We start from the raw sequence: 17,868 nt of genomic DNA on the forward strand, positions 1-17,868 counted from the left end.
CGGTTTTTTTTCGTCCAGACGGCGCGGGCAGATCCGTGCCGACGATTTTCTTGGCAAGCCAGACCCCGAGGCGTTGTGCTCCCGGTGCCCTCCCCACCAGGTGGCTTGCTGTGAACTCGGGTTGGATCGTATCATAAAATGAGAATAGTTCTTATTTGCAAGGTGGTGCATGTCCTCATTTCCGCAGGAGTTTCTGGTGCTCTGTCGCCAATTGGGCGAAGCCCAGCGGCGTTGCAGCGCAGCCCTGACTGCGCAGGCCGCCGAGATCCAGGCGCTGCAGGCCGAGTTGGTACAGCTGCGTGGCGCGCTGGTGGTGCGCGATACGCGGCTGGCCATGGCGCACGATGAGCTGGCGCAAATACGAGCTGCCGTGCCGGGGCTGTCGCGCCGCCAGGCCATGGCACGCCACATTGCCGCGCTGGCCGAGCGCATGGCCGCCTTGTCGCGGGAATGCCTGCGCTGGCGACTGGCGGCACAGTCAGACACCAGGGCGGTGGGCGACACGGGGCAGGGTGGGGCAACCACCACCGCGCCCATGGATGTTCCAGCCCAACCCCGCAAGGTGCGGGTGCCGGTGGTCGTCGAGGCCCACCCAGACGTACACGCAGATGCAGCCTTTGACGCCAGTCTGGCTGCTGCGGACCTGGTGATTTGCCAGACGGGCTGCATCAGCCACGACGCCTACTGGCGGGTGCAGGACCAGTGCCGCCGCACTGGCAAGCCCTGCATCCTGGTGGATCAGCCTTTGGCAGCATGTGGTCCATCCCTGTACGCCTCTTTGGCCCCCGTTTCAGATAAAAACGGCTGATGGCGCTAGTGCTATTTGCCTGGGTAGCTATCTAATTTGTAGCGTCCTGCCTCCGCGGCGGGCGCCTTATGCTTGTTGGGGGCAGCCCCTGCGACCCGCCAGCGCGCTACCATCCGCAGATGCCCTTGCTCGCTGACGACGCCCCCGCACTGCCGCTGGATGCCCAGGGCATTCTGGAACTGGCGGCACGCTCCATGTTCCAGCTGTTCTCCAGCGTCAGCCAGGGCATGTTCCTGGTGGATCGCAGTGGGCGCATCGTGTGGGTGAACGAGGGCTACCAGCGCTTTCTGCCGGACCTGGGTTTTTCGTCGGTGGACCAGTTCGTGGGCCGCACGGTGGAAGAGGTCATCCCCAATACGCAGATGCGGCGCGTGCTCGAAACGGGCCAGCCCGTGCTGATCGACCTGCTCACCAACAAGGCGGGCACCTTTGTGGTCAGCCGCATTCCGCTGCGCGACGACGCGGACCGCGTGATCGGCGCCATTGGCATCGTGCTGTTCGACCATCCCGAAACCACGCTGCAGCCCCTCATCAGCAAGTTTGCGCTGTTGCAGCGCGACCTGGACGACGCCCGGCGCGAGCTGGCCAGCCAGCGCCGCCGCAGCCTGGCGGTGGCGGGCGACGGCGAGCGGCGGTCCAAGTACACCTTTGCCAGCTTCATCGGTTCCAGCCCCGCGGCAGCCGAGGTCAAGCGCCAGGCGCGCCGTGCAGCGCAGTCGAGCAGCCCCGTGCTGCTGCTGGGTGAGACGGGGACCGGCAAGGAGCTCCTGGCCCACGCGATCCACGCAGCGTCCAGCCGCGCCAGTGGTCCGTTCGTCAGCGTCAACATCGCCGCCGTGCCCGACACGCTGCTCGAGGCCGAGTTCTTCGGCGTGGCGCCTGGCGCCTATACCGGCGCCGACCGCAAGGGCCGCGACGGCAAGTTCAAGCTGGCCGACGGCGGCACGCTGTTCCTCGACGAAATCGGCGACATGCCCCAAAGCCTGCAGGCCAAGCTGCTGCGGGCGCTGCAAGAGGGCGAGATCGAGCCGCTGGGCAGCAACAAGCTCGTGCCTTTCAATGTGCGCATCCTGGCCGCGACGTCGCGCGATTTGGCGTCCCTGGTGCGCGAGGGCAAATTCCGCGAGGATTTGTTCTACCGCCTGCATGTGCTGCCGGTGCGTGTGCCGCCGCTGCGCGTGCGGCGCAGCGACATTCCTGCCTTGGTCGAAGCGTTGGGCGAAGACCTGGCCCTGCGCAACGGCACCGCGCCGCCCGAGTTGCTGCCCGATGCAATGGCCCTGCTGGCGGGCCAGCCCTGGCGCGGCAACATCCGCGAGCTGCGCAATGTGCTGGAGCAGGCGGTGATGCGCAGCGACTCGCAGTCCATCGACGCCGCGCAGCTCGAACGCATCCTGCGCGAAGCGGGCGTGGAGCCCGCCGCCCCCGCCCCGGTGCAGGACCCAGGCCACGGCCCCGATGCCGAGGACGAAAGCCGATACCTGCGCCCGCTGGCCGAGCAGGTGGCGGAGCTGGAACGCAAGGCGATCGCGGCTGCGCTCAAAGCCCATGGCGGCAACAAGCTGGCCACTGCTCGCCAGCTGGGCATCTCGCGCGCCACGCTCTATGGACGTCTGGAAAACCCTGAATAAAAATCAGGCAAATGTCTAAAAATTAGACATTCAATGTGTATTTAAATCAGGCAGTGTCGCCAGCGTGTCAGCAAAAGTATCTTTGAAATCAAGCACTTGGCTGCTGGCACAGACTGTGCAATAAAGAAGCATCACAACAGGAGACATCGCCATGCACCGTCGCACTCTGGTCGCCCTCGCTTCCGCAGCCGTTACCGCCGCCGCACTTTCTGCCCCCGCGTTCGCGCAGACCGGTGAAATCCGCATTGCCCACGTGTACAGCAAGACGGGTCCGCTGGAGGCCTATGGCAAGCAGACCCAGACCGGCCTGATGATGGGCCTGAACTACGCCACCGGCGGCAGCATGACCGTCAATGGCAAGAAGCTCGTCGTGATCGAGAAGGACGACCAGGGCAAGCCTGACCTGGGCAAGAGCCTGCTGGCCTCGGCCTACTCGGATGACAAGGCCGATATTGCCGTCGGCCCCACCTCCAGCGGCGTGGCCCTGGCCCTGCTGCCCGTGGCCGAGGAATACAAGAAGATCCTGCTGGTGGAGCCCGCCGTGGCCGACGCCATCACCGGCGACAAGTGGAACAAGTACATCTTTCGCACCGGCCGCAACAGCAGCCAGGACGCCATCTCCAACGCCGTGGCCATCGACAAGGCGGGCGTGACGGTGGCGACGCTGGCGCAGGACTATGCCTTCGGCCGCGATGGCGTGAAGGCCTTCAAGGACGCGCTCAAGAACGCCAAGCTGGTGCACGAGGAATACCTGCCCACCACCACCACCGACTTCACCGCCGGTGCCCAGCGCCTGATCGACAAGCTCAAGGACGTGCCGGGCCGCAAGGTCATCTTCATCATCTGGGCCGGTGCAGGCAACCCGTTCAAGATCGCTGACATGGACCTCAAGCGCTATGGCATCGAGATCGCTACCGGCGGCAATATCCTGCCCGCCATGGCGGCCTACAAGAACTTCCCTGGCATGGAAGGCGCCACGTACTACTACTTCGGCATTCCCAAGAACCCCGTGAACGAAGCCATGGTGGCCGCGCACTACAAGGAGTTCAAGACCCCGCCAGACTTCTTCACGGCCGGCGGCTTCAGCTCTGCCATGGCGCTGGTCACCGCCCTCAAGGCCACGAACGGCGACACCAACACCAACAAGCTCATCAAGACCATGGAGGGCATGAGCTTCGAGACGCCCAAGGGCAAGATGACCTTCCGCAAGGAAGACCACCAGGCCATGCAGAGCATGTACCACTTCAAGATCAAGGTGGACCCGGCCTTTGCCTGGGGCGTGCCCGAGCTGGTGCGCGAGATCAAGCCTGAAGAAATGAACGTGCCGATTCGCAACAAGCGATAAGCCGGTCTTTCGATTCGTTTAGCGAGCTAGCGAGTTAGCGAGGCCCGTAGGACAGGACCACCGTCCTGCTCCTTCGGGGTCCATCCCGCAGGGGCGGCCGCCCCTCTTTTTCCAGTGAATTGATGCATGAACTCCCGGGTTGACACGGGGGCTGGGTCGGTTTTTCTCAAAAATTATTTGGAGACAAGACAACATGGCTTTCAATTTCATCCGGGCGGCGGCAGCAGGGGCTGCGATGGCACTCTGTGGCGTGGGCAGTGTTCACGCTGCCGTCAACCTGCCAGCACTCAAGATCGACAAGACACAGACCACGGTATCGGGCCTGTCCTCGGGCGGCTTCATGGCCGTGCAGCTGCACGTGGCGTATTCGGCCACGTTTGCCAAGGGCGCGGGCGTGGTCGCGGGCGGCCCGTTCTATTGCGCCGAGGGCTCGGTCGTCAACGCCACCGGGCGCTGCATGGCCAGCCCGGCAGGCATCCCCACCAGCACGCTGGTCAGCACCACCAACACCTGGGCCAGCCAGGGCGTGATCGACCCCGTGGCCAACCTTCAGAACTCCAAGGTCTACCTGTTCTCGGGCTCGCTCGACAGTGTGGTCAAGACCGGGGTGATGGATGCGCTGCGCACCTACTACAGCAGCTTCGTGCCCGCCGCCAATGTGGTCTACAAAAAAGACATTGCAGCCGAACACGCCATGGTGACGGACGACTACGGCAACGCCTGCTCCACCAAGGGCGCGCCCTACATCAGCGACTGCAACTTCGACTTGGCTGGTGCCATGCTGCAGCACCTGTACGGCACGTTGAACGCCCGCAACAACGCCACCCTGCCCACCGGCAACTACATTGAGTTCAACCAGAGCGAATTCATCACCAACCATGGCATGGCCACCACGGGCTGGGCCTACGTCCCGCAGGCCTGCCAGGCGGGCGGCACGGCCACCTGCAAGCTGCATGTGGTGCTGCATGGCTGCAAGCAGAACATCAGCGATGTGCAGCAGCAGTACGTGCGCAACACCGGCTACAACCGCTGGGCCGACAACAACAACATCGTGATGCTGTACCCGCAGACCAGCACCGCAGCCACCAACAGCTGCTGGGACTGGTGGGGCTATGACAGCGCCAACTATTCCAAGAAGTCCGGCCCGCAAATGGCGGCCATCAAGGCCATGGTGGACCGCGTCTCCAGCGGCACGGGTGGCACCACGCCCCCCGACCCTGTGGCCCTGCCCGCCCCTACGGGCGTGAGCACGTCGGGCGCCACGGCCAGCAGCATGGCCATCGGCTGGGCCGCCGTCACGGGCGCGGCCAGCTACAACGTGTACCGCAACGCCAACAAGGTCAACGCGCTGCCTGTGACTGCCACGAGCTACACCGACACCGGCCTGGCCGCGTCCACCACCTACAGCTGGACGGTGCGCGCGGCCGATGCCAATGGGGCCGAGGGCGCCACATCGGCCGCAGCTTCGGGCACCACGCTGGCCGCATCGGGCGGCGGCACGGCCACCTGCACCACCGCCAGCAACTATGCACACACCCTGGCCGGGCGCGCGTACGCTGCCGGGGGCTACACCTATGCGCTGGGCTCCAACCAGAGCATGGGCCTGTGGAACGTGTTCGTCACCAACACCTTGAAGCAGACCAGCACCAACTACTACGTGATCGGCACCTGCCCCTAAAGTGCCGGGGCGCGCTGCCGCAGGGCAGGGCGCCCCACCCATTCCATCGATTGACTCAGACCGTGAAAGTGAACCCCCACCCATGAGCACCTTGGCCACCAAGGACTTGACCATCCGCTTCGGCGGCCACGTGGCGGTCAACGGCGTGACCTGCTCTTTCGAGCCTGGCACGCTGACCGCCATCGTGGGCCCCAATGGCGCGGGCAAGACCACCTACTTCAACCTGATCTCGGGGCAACTCAAGGCCACCAGCGGCAGCGTCACGCTGGGCGGGCAGGACCTCACGGGCCAGTCCGTCTCGGCACGCACGCACGCGGGCCTGGGCCGGGCGTTCCAGCTCACCAACCTGTTTCCCAATCTCAGTGTGCTGGAGAACGTGCGCCTTGCCGTGCAGGCCACGCAAGAGGGCAAGCACCGCCGAGGCATGAACCTGTGGAGCATCTGGAGCGACCACAACGCGCTGACCCAGCGCGCCCGCGTGATCCTGCAGGCCGTGGCCATGACCGACCGTGCCGACACCCCCGTGGCCAGCCTGCCGCACGGCGATCAGCGCAAGCTGGAAGTGGCGCTGCTCATGGCGCTGGAGCCACAGGTCTACATGTTCGACGAGCCCACGGCCGGCATGAGCCACGACGAGGCCCCCGTGATCCTGAACCTGATCCGCGAGCTGAAGAAGGACAAGACCAAGATCATCCTGCTGGTGGAGCACAAGATGGACGTGGTGCGCGAACTGGCCGACCGCATCATCGTGCTGACCAACGGCACGCTGGTGGCCGATGGCCCGCCAGCCGAGGTGATCGCATCGCCCGTGGTGCAAGAGGCTTACCTGGGCGTCTCCAAGGACGCAGAGAAGGAGGCCGCATGAGCACGACACCAACGACCAACCTGCTCGAACTCAAGGGTGTGCACACGCACATCGGGGCGTACCACATCCTGCACGGTGTGGATCTGGCCGTGCCCAAGGGGCAGCTCACCATGCTGCTGGGCCGCAACGGCGCAGGCAAGACGACCACACTGCGCACCATCATGGGCCTGTGGCATGCGTCGCAGGGCTCCATCCACTTTGGTGGCAAAGACATCACGGCGATGAATACGCCTGCCATCGCGGGCCTGAATATCGCCTATGTGCCCGAGAACATGGGCATCTTTGCCGACCTCACGGTGAAGGAAAACATGCTGCTGGCCGCGCGCAGCGCGCGCAATGCCGCGCAGATGGACGAGGCGCGGCTGCAGTGGATCTTCAAGCTCTTCCCCGCCGTGGAGAAGTTCTGGAACCACCCTGCCGGTAAGCTCAGCGGCGGCCAAAAGCAGATGGTGGCCGTGAGCCGCGCCATCGTCGAGCCGCGCGACCTGCTCATCGTCGATGAGCCCAGCAAGGGCCTGGCGCCCGCCATCATCAACAACATGATCGATGCGTTCGACCAGCTCAAGAAGAGCGGCGTGACCATCCTGCTCGTGGAGCAGAACATCAACTTTGCCAAGCGGCTGGGTGACACCGTGGCCGTGATGGACAACGGCCAGGTGGTGCATGCGGGCAGCATGGCCGCGCTGGCGCAAGACGAAGAACTGCAGCGCTCGCTGCTGGGGTTGGCGTTATGAGTCGTGTGACCAATTTCAGATGTTTTCGGGCGGTAGCGCAGGTATCTATTGCTCTGGTAGCTATCAAATGTGTAGCTAATGTGCGTGATGCGGCGACCGCCGCTGGAGGTCGGGCATGAGCGTCACCCGCGATTTCGACTGGAAGCCCCTGGCACTGGTGCCGGCGCTGGCGCTGCTGGTGCTGCCCTTCATCGGCTCGCCCAGCACCTGGCTCACGCTCACGGTGGCGGGGCTGGCCATGGGCATGATCATCTTCATCATTGCCTCGGGCCTCACGCTGGTGTTTGGCCTGATGGACGTGCTGAACTTTGGCCATGGCGTGTTCATTGCGCTGGGTGCGTTTGTGGCCACCAGCGTGCTGGGCGCCATGGGCGACTACACCCAGAGTGCCGAGCTGTGGCGCAACCTGATGGCCGTGCTCCCCGCCATGGTGGTGGCCATGGCGGTGGCGGGGGCCGTGGGCCTGGCGTTCGAGCGCTTCATCGTGCGGCCTGTGTACGGCCAGCACCTGAAGCAGATCCTCATCACCATGGGCGGCATGATCATTGGTGAAGAACTCATCAAGGTCATCTGGGGCCCCGCGCAGATCCCGCTGCCGCTGCCCGAGGGCATGCGCGGCTCGCTGCTGGTGGGCGATGCTGCGATTGAAAAGTACCGCTTGGTGGCCGTGGCCGTGGGCCTGCTGGTGTTTGGCGTGCTGGCCTGGACGCTGTCGCGCACCAAGGTCGGCCTGCTGATCCGCGCCGGCGTGCAGGACCGCGAGATGGTCGAAAGCCTGGGCTACCGCATCCGTCGCCTGTTTGTGGGCGTGTTCGTGGTGGGTTCGGCCCTGGCCGGCCTGGGCGGCGTGATGTGGGGCCTGTACCAGCAGAACGTGGTGCCCCAGATGGGCGCTCAGGTCAACGTGCTGATCTTCATCGTGATCATCATCGGCGGCCTTGGCAGCACGGGCGGCGCGCTCATCGGTGCGCTGCTGGTGGGGCTGATGGCCAACTACACCGGCTTCCTGGTGCCCAAGGTGGCGCTGTTCTCCAACATCGCGTTGATGGTGGCCATTCTCTTGTGGCGTCCGCAGGGCGTCTATCCCGTGGCCAACCGCTGATGAGGAGCCGACTGACATGCTGAACCGACTTCTCTCTGGCGACTATCCGCGCAGCAAGGTGCTGGCGGTGATTCTGGTGGCTATCTTTCTGGGTCTGGCGTTTGCGCCGTTCCTCTTTCCGGGTGTCAAGGCGCTGTCCGTGGCAGCCAAGGTGCTGATATTTGTGGTGCTGGTCGCCAGCTTTGACCTGCTGCTGGGCTACACCGGCATCGTGAGCTTTGCGCACACCATGTTCTTTGGCATTGGTGCCTACGGCATTGCCGTGGCCACCACACGCATGGGGCCCACCTGGTCTGCGCTGCTGGTGGGGCTGGGCGGGGCGCTGGTGCTGTCCCTGTTGCTGTCCCTGGCTGTGGGGCTCTTTTCGCTGCGGGTGCGTGCCATCTTCTTCGCCATGATCACGCTGGCCGTGGCGGCGGCGTTCCAGACGCTGGCCTCGCAACTGTCGGACATCACCGGCGGCGAAGACGGCCTGACCTTCAAGGTGCCCGAGTTCCTGTCGCCCAGCTTCGAGCCGTTTGACGACCCCTTCCTGGGCGTGAGCATCGACGGGCGGCTGATCTGCTACTACCTGCTGTTCGTCACGGCGGTGGCGCTGGTGCTGGCACTGCTGCGCATCGTCAACTCGCCCTTCGGCCGGGTGCTGCAGGCTATTCGCGAGAACGAGTTCCGCGCCGAGGCCATTGGCTACCGCGTGGTGGTGTACCGCACCACGTCCAGCGTGCTGTCGGCGCTGTTTGCCACCATGGCGGGCGCGATGCTGGCGCTCTGGCTGCGCTACAACGGGCCGGACACCTCGCTCAGCTTCGAAATCATGATGGACTGTCTGCTCATCGTGGTGATCGGTGGCATGGGCACGATCTACGGCTCGGCCATTGGTGCCGTGCTGTTTCTGGTGGCGCAAAGCTACCTCCAAGACCTTTTACGCCTGGGCAGTGAGGCCACGTCGGGCCTGCCCTGGCTGTCGGCCCTGCTGTCGCCCGACCGCTGGCTGTTGTGGCTGGGCGTGCTGTTCGTTCTGTCCGTTTACTACTTCCCCACCGGTGTGGTGGGGCGCCTGCGCGCGGCAGCTGCGCGCAAGGTGGGGTGAGTGGCCCGGCCGCGCCGGGTGACTGGCGTGGCCTGGGTGTGTTGGTGAGCTGTGCAACAAGACGCAAAGAAGAAACTCCAGGAGACAAGCACATGAAGATGAGCATGAAGAACCCGCGTTTTCGTCCCTTTTCTAGTCCGTTCGTTCCGGCCGTGCTGGCTGCGGCCGTGCTGGCCGCCTGCGGCGGCAGTGACGGCGACAGCACCGCACTCAACACCAAGCCCGCCTACCTGGGCGCGATCAGTGAGGCTACGTACGACGGCACCAGCAACGACCTGCTCACGGCTGGTCTGGGCGCCACAGGCCTGGCAGCCGCGGTGCCACCGGCCTATGCCGACCCGCTCAAACCCACCGCAGCCGAGCTGCGCCGCACGGCCATTCACACCAACTACCGCGCCATGCTCGACATGACGGCGGCCGGCGGCTACGGCACGCTCTACGGCCCCAATGTGGATGCGCAGGGCAAGGTCACCACCGGCGAAGGCAAGGTGGCAGGCACTGAGTACATCGCGTTTGCTGATGACGGCACAGGCCGCAAGAACGTCACCCTCATGGTGCAGGTGCCTGCCAGCTTCGACCCCAAGAAGCCTTGCATGATCACCGCCACGGCTTCGGGGTCGCGCGGTGTGTACGGCGGCATCTCCACCGGCGAGTGGGGCCTGAAGAAGGGCTGCGCCGTGGCTTACTCTGACAAGGGCACGGGCGGCGCACCGCACGATCTGCAGAACGACACCGTGCCGCTGATCGACGGCACCCGCGCCACGGCCACGGCAGCGGGCAAGGCGGCGGCCTTCAATTCAGGGCTTACCGCCACAGAGCTGGCGGACTTCAATACCGCCACACCCAACCGCTTTGCCTTCAAGCACGCGCACTCGGGCCAGAACGCCGAGAAGGACTGGGGCACCACCACCCTGCAGGCGGTGGAGTTTGGCTACTACGTGCTCAACCAGCGCTATGGCGCCACCGATGCAGCGGGCCAGCGCCTCAAGACGCTGACTCCGGCCAACACCATCGTGATTGCGTCCAGCATCTCCAACGGTGGCGGTTCCGCCATTGCTGCTGCAGAGCTGGATACGCAGGGCCTGATCAGCGGCGTGGCCGTGTCCGAGCCCGCCATCGAGATGCCCGCCAACCCAGGCGTCACGGTGCGCCGTGGCAGCGCCGATGTGGCCGTCACGGGTAAGACGCTGGTGGACTTCACGACCTACGCCAACCTGTACCAGGCCTGCGCATCGCTGGCGCCGTCGGTCAGCACCAGCCCCTATGCGGCCGCCTTTGCCGCAGGCTTTGGCAGTGCGGCCCTGCCCATTGCGCCCAATCGCTGCGCCTCGCTCAAGACGGCAGGCCTGCTCACAGCCTCCACCACGGCCACACAAGCCGAAGAGGCTCTGCAAAAGCTGCGGGCCTACGGCTGGGAGCCGGAGTCCAACGACCTGCATGCATCGCTGGCTGCCTTTGAAGTTGCTCCGGCGGTCGCCGTCACCTTCGCCAACAGCCTGTCGCGCGCCAGCGTCAAGGACCACCTGTGCGGCTTCAGCTACGCTGCTACGGCGGCTACGGGCGGGGTGACATCACTGGCACCCGCAGCGCTCGCTGGCATGTTTGCCACGGGCAACGGCGTGCCTCCATCGGGCGGCATCAATCTGGTCAACAACCTGGGCAAGCTGGGCCCGGCACGCGACTTCCTGTCGGTGTCGGACGCTGGCCTGGCCGACTGGAACTTGAGCGGTGCGCTGTGCCTGCGCAACCTCGTCACGGGCAACGACGCTGCCGCCAAGAAGCTGCAGGCCGGTGTGGACGAAACCCGCCGCAACGGCAACCTGCGCGGCAAACCCGCTGTGATCGTGCATGGCCGTGCCGATGCACTGCTGCCGGTGAGTCATACGTCGCGCCCCTACGCTGCGCTGAACAAGAAGGTCGAAGGCGCCGCCAGCAAGCTCAGCTATGTGGAAGTGGCCAACGCGCAGCACTTCGACAGCTTCATCGGCTTGCCCGCCGTGCTGCCGGGTTATGACAGCCGCTACGTACCGCTGCATGTGTACCTGAACCACGCGCTGGATGCCGTGTACGACCACCTCGCCAACGGCAAAGCGCTGCCCGCCAGCCAGGTGGTGCGCACGGTTCCACGTGGCGGCACACCGGGCAGCGCCCCGGCCATCACCGCCGCCAACGTGCCGCCGCTGGCCGCCACACCCGCTGCCGCCAACGCCATTGCCATCACGGCGGGCGCCATTTCCATCCCCGACTGACCAAGACGCCGAACGACCTACATGGAAGCCCGGAGGCCCGTGCACCGCTGGTGCCAGGCCCCCGGGCCATTCAAGGCGCAGTCATCACAAGGATGGAACCAATGAACACTGTGAAGAGTTGGGCACGCCGCGCGTCGGCCGCCCTGAGGTTGAGTGGCGCGCTGATGGTGGCACTGGCCGCAGGCGTCTCGGTGCCAGCGAGGGCTGCCGAGGTGGTGGTGGGGCAGGTGGCCCCGCTGTCTGGCGTACTCGCCAGCACCGGCGCGCAGATGGTGCTGGGCGGCAAGATTTATTTTGACTGGGTCAATGCACAGGGCGGCGTGCATGGCGCCAGCATCCGCCAGGCTGTGTCCGACGATGGCTACAAGGTGGCAGACACGGTGGCCCGCACCCGCGAGCTGCTGGCCAAGCCCGAGGTGGTGGTGCTGTATGGCTTTGCTGGCACGGCCAACATCACCCAGCTGCTGTCCGATGGTGTGCTGGAGCAGGGCGGCGCCGCGCTGGTGGCGCCTTACACCGGTGGCGAGTCGTTGCGCAGCCCGTTCAACCCCTGGATCTTTCATGTGCGTGCGGGGTATGTGGACGAAACCGAGCACATGGTGCAGCAGCTGACTACCCTGGGCATGAACCGCGTGGCCGTGATGTACCAGGACGATGGTTTTGGCAAGGCGGGCCTGGCGGGCGTTGAGGCGGCGCTTGCCAAGCGTGGCCTCAAGCTCGTGGTGTCTGCGGGCTATGAGCGCAATACCGACAAGGTCGATGAGGCCGTCAAGGCCATCAAGGCCGCCGATGTGCATGCGGTCATCATGATTGCGGTAAACAAGCCTGCGGCGGCATTCATCCAGCGCTACCGCGAGCAGGGCGGCGGCGCGCAGCTGTACAACATTTCGGTGGTGGACCCGACGGAGCTGGTCAAGCTCGCCGGCCTCAAGAACGCCCACGGCCTGGGCATCAGTCAGGTGGTGCCGTACCCCTACCGCCCGCAACTGCCCGTGGTGCGCGAGTACCAGACGTTGCTGAAAAAGTACGCACCCGACGCCGAGGTCAACTACACCAGCTTCGAGCAGTTCCTCGGCGCCAAGGTGCTTGTCGAGGCCCTGCGCCGCGCCGGGCCTGCGCCCACACGCGCCAAGGTGGTGAAGGCGCTGGAGTCATTGCAAAGCTATGACCTCGGAGGCATCACGCTGGGCTATTCGCCCACCAACCGCATCGGCTCGCGCTATGTCGAGGTTACCGTCATCGGCAGCAACGGCCGCCTCATGAAATGAGCGCGGCTCAAAAAACTCTCCTGGCGTCGTTGTTGCGTCTTGCCGTACTTTCAGTACTGTCTGCGACGCAACGCCTAGCCAGGACCGCTTCGCTGAGTTTTGTGAGCCGCTACCCGTCCTCAGGTTGTTATGTACGCAGCCTGTATTCCTCCACCGACTCACAAGGTTGTCCACCATGACTCCGTTATCGCGCTACGCCACCTGTGCTGGCTATGAAATCCACTACATGGAGTGGGGTGCGCGTGACGCGCCCGTGGTGATTGCATGGCATGGTCTTGCGCGCACCGGGCGCGACATGGACGAGCTGGCCGCGCACCTGGCACCGCGCTACCGCGTGATCTGCCCCGACACCCTGGGCCGGGGCCTGAGCCAGTGGGCGCGCGCGCCGCAGGACGAGTACCGCCTGTCGTTCTACGCGCGCATTGCGGCCAGCCTGTTTGACCAGTTGGGGATCGAGAAAGCGCACTGGGTGGGCACGTCGATGGGTGGAGCCATTGGCACGGTGTGCGCATCGGGTCTGTTCGAGCCGCAGCTCAAGGGCCGCATCACCAGCCTGCTGCTCAACGACAACGCACCGCGCTTGGCCGATGCCGCGCTGGAGCGCATCAAGGCCTACGCGGGCCACCCACCCGCGTTCGATACGGTGATGGAGCTGGAAGCGTTCTTCAGGCAGGTCTACAAGCCTTACGGCTGGCTGAGCGACGCGCAGTGGCGTCTGCTGACCGAGAGCAGCACGCGCCGCCTTGCCGACGGACGTGTGACGCCGCACTACGACCCCGCCATGGTGCAGCAGTTCACGCACCATGCCAATGACTACCTGATCTGGGACCACTACGACGCGCTCAGCATTCCGGTGCTGTGCCTGCGCGGGGCGGAGTCTGACCTGGTGCTCCCCGATGTCACCGCCGAAATGCTCACGCGCGGCCCGGGTGCCCGGGGGCTGGCCCAGGTGGTCGAGGTGCCTGGTTGCGGCCATGCGCCAGCACTGAATGTGCCCGAGCATTACGCACTGGTAGACGGGTTTTTGGCTCGGGCGGGGTGACGCGACTGGCGGTACATTGGCTCTAACTGTTGCCTACCGCCATGAAACCGTTCTTGTTGATCGCCTCGCATCTGCTCACCCTGGCCTTGGGGTTTGCCGCGGGTGTGTACTGGTTGCCTATCCTGATTGCCCCGGCATCTCCCACGCTGCAGGAGGTTCAGGCAAGCACGCCCACGGCGCAATGGAAGGCCACCTTTCGCCGCGACCTGAAGGACAGCGACGCCCTGCACTGGGGCGATGGCGAGGTCTCCATTGGCCCGCAAGCCATCAGCCTGGCGGGCAAGCTGGCACCGGGGCCAGACTACAAGCTCTATCTGTCGCCAGAGTTTGTGGAGTCCGAGGCCGACTTCAAGCGCCTCAAGCCACAAATGCTGCGCGTGGGGGATGTGAAAACGTTCAACAACTTCATCGTCCCGGTGCCGCAGGGCGTGGATCCAGCGAAATTCAACACCGTGATCGTGTGGTGTGAGACCTTCAGCGAGTTCATCACCGCCGCGAAGTACCAATAGCCAAAGCAGGTGTCACTGGCCGATTTGCGCCAGCGCCGCCTGCAGCCCGGCCAGCCCGCCCACGCGCTGGTTGTTGATGAAGATCTGCGGCATCTGTCGCACCGATGGCCCGCACTTGGCGTAAAACGCCAGGCGCTCGGCCTCGTCGTCGATCTTGATTTCCTCAAAAGGCAACGAGCGCGACTGCAGCAGCTTCTTGGCCGAGTCGCATTGAGGGCAGGCGGATTTGGAGTAAACGGTGATTTGAAAAGTCATGGGCTGAGTTTACGGGCGGGCCATGGCACCCGCGCCTGCCGGGCTTTCGCCACAACTGCGCTGGTGGTGGCAGAATACCAATTGGTTTGTTTTGTGACTAATTGGTAATTTATGCCCTTCTTTCTATCCTGCTTCCGCCGCTGCGCCTGGCTCGGGTTGGCCTTGGCGTTGCTCGCCTTGAGTGGTTGCTCGTCCACTCGCCCGCCCGAGGGCATCACCCCGGTCACCCCGTTTGACCTCGCGCGCTACGAGGGCCGCTGGTACGAGGTGGCGCGGCTCGACCATTCTTTCGAGCGCGGCATGACGGACGTGAGCGCCACCTACCAGCGCCAGGCAGATGGCAGCGTGCGTGTGCTCAATCGCGGTTTTGATACGGGCAAGAACGACTGGCGCCAGGCGGAGGGCAAGGCCCTGTTCACGGGCGATACGAACACTGCGTCACTCAAGGTGTCGTTCTTTGGCCCGTTCTATGGCGGCTACCACGTAGCAGCGCTGGATGCGGACTACCAATGGGCCCTGGTGGTGGGGCCAGACCGCAGCTACTCCTGGATCCTGTCGCGGACGAAGCAGCTGCAGCTTGCTGTGCGCGAGCAACTTTTGGCCCGCGCGCAGGCACTGGGCATCGATACCCAGGCGCTGATCTGGGTAACCCAAGAACGCACCGACCCGCAGCCATGAGCGTTTTGACGATGTCACAACCCGTCGCCGTCATCGGTGCAGGTCTGGCGGGCCTGTCGTGTGCGCAGGCGCTGCTGCAGGCGGGACATACGGTGCATGTTTTCGACAAGAGCCGGGGGCCGTCGGGCCGCATGAGCACCCGGCGCGCGGAGGACGAAAACGGAACCTGGCAGTGCGACCACGGCGCGCAGTATTTCACCGCACGTGACGCCGCTTTTCGCTCAGAAGTCGCCCGTTGGCAGCAGGCCGGTGTGGCCGCCCCATGGGGCGCACGCCTGGCGAGTTTTGACGGCACTGGCTGGACCACCCCGCATACGCCCCTTGAGCGTTTTGTGGGTACACCGCGCATGACATCGCCCGCTGCTTGGCTGGTGCAGGGCCTGGCGCAGGCCGGTGAGCGCGCCCACACCCAGTGGCAGACCACCGTGCAGCGGCTGGAGCGGCACCCCGAAGGATGGGCCATCACCTCCGCAGAGCAGGGTCTGCATGAGCAGCGCTACAGCGATGTGCTGCTGGCTGTGCCCGCGCCTCAGGTGGCGCCGCTGTTGACCCGGGTGTCCCCCGCCGGCGCTGCGGTGGCAGGCAGCGCCCGCATGCGAGGCAGCTGGGCCGTCATGTTGCGTTATGCCTCGCCTGTGGCCTTGCCGTGGGACGGCGCCTTCATCAACACTGGCCCGCTGCGCTGGGTGGCGCGCGATAGCAGCAAGCCTGGCCGTACTGGGCCAGAAACGTGGCTTCTGCACGCCAGTGCCGAGTGGAGTGAGGCGCATATCGAAGACAGTGCAGACAGCGTGACCGCTGCATTGCTCGCCGCCTTTGCGGCCCTGGGCGGCCCCATACCCCTGGCTGCCACAGCGCACCGCTGGCGCTATGCGGATACCGCACCCGCACTGACCTTGGGCTGCTGGTGGGACGCCAATACCCGCCTGGGGCTGTGTGGTGACTGGCTGAATGGCGGCAAGGTCGAGGGCGCCTGGCTCAGCGGCCTGGCACTGGCGCGGCAGGTCGCAGCCGCCTGATCTGTGCGCACTGAGTTTGTGCCATGAGCTACACCGTGGTCTGGTTCAAGCGCGACTTGCGTGTGCACGACCACGCCCCGCTGCAGCACGCCGCCGCCCAGGGCCCGGTGCTGTGTCTGTATGTCATCGAGCCCAGCCTCTGGGCGCAGCCTGATGCCGCCCTGCAGCACTACCAATTTCTGCAAGAAAGCCTGCACGATCTGGCCCAGGCCCTGCAACGGCGCGGCGCCACGCTGCAGGTGGCCGTGGGCGAGGTAGTGGATGTGCTGGCCCGCCTGCATGCACTGGCCCCGTTCCAAACCCTGGTGGCGCACGAAGAAACCGGCAACGCCCACACCTATTCCCGCGACTTGGCCGTGGGCCGGTGGTGCCGCACGCAGGGCGTGGCATGGCGCGAATGGCCGCAGCACGGCGTGGTGCGCCGCCTGCGCTCACGCGATGATTGGCAGGGACACTGGCAGGCCCATATGCACGCACCGGTGGTGCTCGCCCCCGGGCCTGATCTCTTGCAGGCCCGTACGTTGCCGTGGCCTGCACAGCCCTGGCCCAGTGGTGCTGAGCTGGGCCTGCCCGCGCACGACCCACCCCAGCGCCAGCGCGGGGGGCGCAAAGAAGGCCTGCGCGTGCTGCAAGACTTTTTGGCGGAGCGCAGCCAGGGCTACCGGGGCGGCATCTCGTCGCCGCTGACAGCGCCCAGCGCCTGCTCGCGCCTGTCGCCCTACCTGGCATTGGGTTGCCTGGGCATGCGCGAGGTGGTGCAGGCCACCCAGCGCCGCCAGCAACAACTCAAATCCAGCACCGAGCCTGGAGCCGCGTGGCAGCGCAAGGGCCTCACCGCCTTCATAAGCCGCCTGCACTGGCACTGCCATTTCATCCAAAAGCTTGAATCCGAGCCCGCGCTAGAGCACCACAACCTGCACCGGGGCTACAACGGCTTGCGCGAAGCGGAATGGAGCCCTGCCTACTTCGAGGCCCTGGTGGCCGGGCGCACCGGCTGGCCCATGGTGGATGCCTGCGTGGCGATGCTGCGCGAGACGGGATGGATCAACTTCCGCATGCGCGCCATGCTGGTGTCGGTGGCTTCGTACCCGCTGTGGCTGCACTGGCGGCCCGTGGGCGAATGGCTGGCCCGCCAGTTTCTCGATTACGAGCCCGGCATCCACTGGAGCCAGATGCAAATGCAGGCGGGCACCACCGGTATCAACACCACCCGCGTCTACAACCCCATCAAGCAGGCGCAAGACCACGACCCCCACGGCCACTTTGTGCGCCAGTGGCTGCCCGCCTTGCACCGCGTGCCCGATGCCTGGCTGCTGGAGCCCTGGCGCATGCCGCCCGATGTGCAGGCCCGCTGCGGCGTGCGCGTGGGCCACGACATTGCCGTGCCCCTGGTAGACCTGGACACCGCCACCCGCACGGCCAAGGCCCGCGTGCACGGCCTGCGCGCCCAGCCGGCCGTGCGCGCCGCCCAGGCTGCGATTGTGGAAAAGCACGGCTCCCGCCAGTTTCGCGATGGAGGCGGCCCCCAGGCGCGCGCCCGGGTCCGCGCACTCAACGCCGCCCAGCACCCCCAGCAGCAAACCCTGGACTTTTGA

Annotated in this window: 16 protein-coding genes; 15 read left to right on the forward strand and 1 reads right to left on the reverse strand. The window is 65.5% G+C overall.

Annotated elements, in window-relative coordinates:
- Positions 1-169 precede the first annotated feature (169 nt).
- The 12 genes from AC1Q64_RS03520 (at position 170) to AC1Q64_RS03575 (ending at position 14,321) form a co-directional block, all read left to right on the forward strand.
- Positions 170-808 (forward strand): DUF2325 domain-containing protein, encoded by a 639-nt coding sequence (locus AC1Q64_RS03520; RefSeq protein WP_492250489.1) that lies wholly within the window; start codon positions 170-172, stop codon positions 806-808.
- A 119-nt stretch (positions 809-927) separates the two neighbouring features.
- The gene (locus AC1Q64_RS03525; protein WP_099730714.1) at positions 928-2,439 is read left to right on the forward strand and encodes a sigma-54 interaction domain-containing protein; all 1,512 of its coding nucleotides are present in this window, start codon (positions 928-930) and stop codon (positions 2,437-2,439) included.
- 151 nt (positions 2,440-2,590) lie between these two features.
- Entirely contained in the window at positions 2,591-3,784 is a 1,194-nt protein-coding gene (locus AC1Q64_RS03530) for a substrate-binding domain-containing protein (RefSeq protein ID WP_056064604.1), read from the forward strand.
- A gap of 193 nt (positions 3,785-3,977) precedes the next feature.
- Entirely contained in the window at positions 3,978-5,462 is a 1,485-nt protein-coding gene (locus AC1Q64_RS03535; RefSeq protein WP_492250490.1) for an extracellular catalytic domain type 2 short-chain-length polyhydroxyalkanoate depolymerase, read from the forward strand.
- 82 nt (positions 5,463-5,544) lie between these two features.
- Complete coding sequence (locus AC1Q64_RS03540) at positions 5,545-6,327, forward strand: ABC transporter ATP-binding protein (protein WP_492250491.1); 783 nt, start codon at positions 5,545-5,547, stop codon at positions 6,325-6,327.
- The gene (locus AC1Q64_RS03545) at positions 6,324-7,061 is read left to right on the forward strand and encodes an ABC transporter ATP-binding protein (RefSeq protein WP_099730711.1); all 738 of its coding nucleotides are present in this window, start codon (positions 6,324-6,326) and stop codon (positions 7,059-7,061) included. Before AC1Q64_RS03540 ends, AC1Q64_RS03545 begins: the two co-directional genes overlap by 4 nt.
- A 115-nt stretch (positions 7,062-7,176) precedes the next feature.
- Positions 7,177-8,163, forward strand: coding sequence for a branched-chain amino acid ABC transporter permease (locus tag AC1Q64_RS03550; protein WP_056064590.1), 987 nt, complete (start codon positions 7,177-7,179; stop codon positions 8,161-8,163).
- 16 nt (positions 8,164-8,179) lie between these two features.
- Positions 8,180-9,253: a branched-chain amino acid ABC transporter permease gene (locus AC1Q64_RS03555; protein ID WP_291439071.1), complete on the forward strand. Its 1,074-nt coding sequence runs from the start codon at positions 8,180-8,182 to the stop codon at positions 9,251-9,253.
- A 92-nt stretch (positions 9,254-9,345) separates the two neighbouring features.
- Entirely contained in the window at positions 9,346-11,502 is a 2,157-nt protein-coding gene (locus tag AC1Q64_RS03560; RefSeq protein WP_492250492.1) for a D-(-)-3-hydroxybutyrate oligomer hydrolase, read from the forward strand.
- A 101-nt stretch (positions 11,503-11,603) separates the two neighbouring features.
- The gene (locus AC1Q64_RS03565) at positions 11,604-12,770 is read left to right on the forward strand and encodes an ABC transporter substrate-binding protein (protein WP_492250493.1); all 1,167 of its coding nucleotides are present in this window, start codon (positions 11,604-11,606) and stop codon (positions 12,768-12,770) included.
- A gap of 175 nt (positions 12,771-12,945) precedes the next feature.
- Positions 12,946-13,812, forward strand: a complete 867-nt coding sequence (locus tag AC1Q64_RS03570) for an alpha/beta fold hydrolase (RefSeq protein WP_492250494.1) — start codon at positions 12,946-12,948, stop codon at positions 13,810-13,812.
- 41 nt (positions 13,813-13,853) lie between these two features.
- Positions 13,854-14,321 carry a DM13 domain-containing protein gene (locus AC1Q64_RS03575; RefSeq protein WP_492250495.1) on the forward strand — a complete coding sequence of 156 codons (468 nt, stop codon included), beginning with the start codon at positions 13,854-13,856 and terminating at the stop codon, positions 14,319-14,321.
- A gap of 12 nt (positions 14,322-14,333) precedes the next feature.
- On the opposite strand, the gene AC1Q64_RS03580 is transcribed toward AC1Q64_RS03575, so the two are convergent.
- Positions 14,334-14,576, reverse strand: a complete 243-nt coding sequence (locus tag AC1Q64_RS03580; RefSeq protein WP_055400446.1) for a glutaredoxin domain-containing protein — start codon at positions 14,574-14,576, stop codon at positions 14,334-14,336.
- Positions 14,577-14,687: 111 nt separating this feature from the next.
- Here AC1Q64_RS03580 and AC1Q64_RS03585 point away from each other — a divergent pair, with 111 nt between their 5' ends.
- Genes AC1Q64_RS03585 through AC1Q64_RS03595 form a run of 3 tightly spaced genes read left to right on the forward strand, consistent with a single transcriptional unit; the run spans position 14,688 to position 17,868 of the window.
- Positions 14,688-15,254 (forward strand): lipocalin family protein, encoded by a 567-nt coding sequence (locus AC1Q64_RS03585; protein ID WP_291439060.1) that lies wholly within the window; start codon positions 14,688-14,690, stop codon positions 15,252-15,254.
- 11 nt (positions 15,255-15,265) lie between these two features.
- A complete protein-coding gene (locus tag AC1Q64_RS03590; RefSeq protein WP_492250496.1) occupies positions 15,266-16,273 on the forward strand; it encodes an NAD(P)/FAD-dependent oxidoreductase in 1,008 nt (335 codons plus the stop codon).
- Between the two features lie 23 nt (positions 16,274-16,296).
- The gene (locus tag AC1Q64_RS03595; protein ID WP_492250497.1) at positions 16,297-17,868 is read left to right on the forward strand and encodes an FAD-binding domain-containing protein; all 1,572 of its coding nucleotides are present in this window, start codon (positions 16,297-16,299) and stop codon (positions 17,866-17,868) included.

The sequence above is a fragment of the Acidovorax sp. GW835-FHT14G06 genome (genome assembly GCF_058793595.1).

Coding starts and splice junctions, on each gene's coding strand:
- AC1Q64_RS03550 (WP_056064590.1), top strand. CDS start 7,177: ATGAGCGTCACCCGCGATTTCGACTGGAAGCCCCTGGCACTGGTGCCG.
- AC1Q64_RS03595 (WP_492250497.1), top strand. CDS start 16,297: ATGAGCTACACCGTGGTCTGGTTCAAGCGCGACTTGCGTGTGCACGAC.
- AC1Q64_RS03530 (WP_056064604.1), top strand. CDS start 2,591: ATGCACCGTCGCACTCTGGTCGCCCTCGCTTCCGCAGCCGTTACCGCC.
- AC1Q64_RS03585 (WP_291439060.1), top strand. CDS start 14,688: ATGCCCTTCTTTCTATCCTGCTTCCGCCGCTGCGCCTGGCTCGGGTTG.
- AC1Q64_RS03590 (WP_492250496.1), top strand. CDS start 15,266: ATGTCACAACCCGTCGCCGTCATCGGTGCAGGTCTGGCGGGCCTGTCG.
- AC1Q64_RS03565 (WP_492250493.1), top strand. CDS start 11,604: ATGAACACTGTGAAGAGTTGGGCACGCCGCGCGTCGGCCGCCCTGAGG.
- AC1Q64_RS03580 (WP_055400446.1), bottom strand. CDS start 14,576: ATGACTTTTCAAATCACCGTTTACTCCAAATCCGCCTGCCCTCAATGC.
- AC1Q64_RS03535 (WP_492250490.1), top strand. CDS start 3,978: ATGGCTTTCAATTTCATCCGGGCGGCGGCAGCAGGGGCTGCGATGGCA.
- AC1Q64_RS03575 (WP_492250495.1), top strand. CDS start 13,854: ATGAAACCGTTCTTGTTGATCGCCTCGCATCTGCTCACCCTGGCCTTG.
- AC1Q64_RS03570 (WP_492250494.1), top strand. CDS start 12,946: ATGACTCCGTTATCGCGCTACGCCACCTGTGCTGGCTATGAAATCCAC.
- AC1Q64_RS03545 (WP_099730711.1), top strand. CDS start 6,324: ATGAGCACGACACCAACGACCAACCTGCTCGAACTCAAGGGTGTGCAC.
- AC1Q64_RS03525 (WP_099730714.1), top strand. CDS start 928: ATGCCCTTGCTCGCTGACGACGCCCCCGCACTGCCGCTGGATGCCCAG.
- AC1Q64_RS03555 (WP_291439071.1), top strand. CDS start 8,180: ATGCTGAACCGACTTCTCTCTGGCGACTATCCGCGCAGCAAGGTGCTG.
- AC1Q64_RS03560 (WP_492250492.1), top strand. CDS start 9,346: ATGAAGATGAGCATGAAGAACCCGCGTTTTCGTCCCTTTTCTAGTCCG.
- AC1Q64_RS03540 (WP_492250491.1), top strand. CDS start 5,545: ATGAGCACCTTGGCCACCAAGGACTTGACCATCCGCTTCGGCGGCCAC.
- AC1Q64_RS03520 (WP_492250489.1), top strand. CDS start 170: ATGTCCTCATTTCCGCAGGAGTTTCTGGTGCTCTGTCGCCAATTGGGC.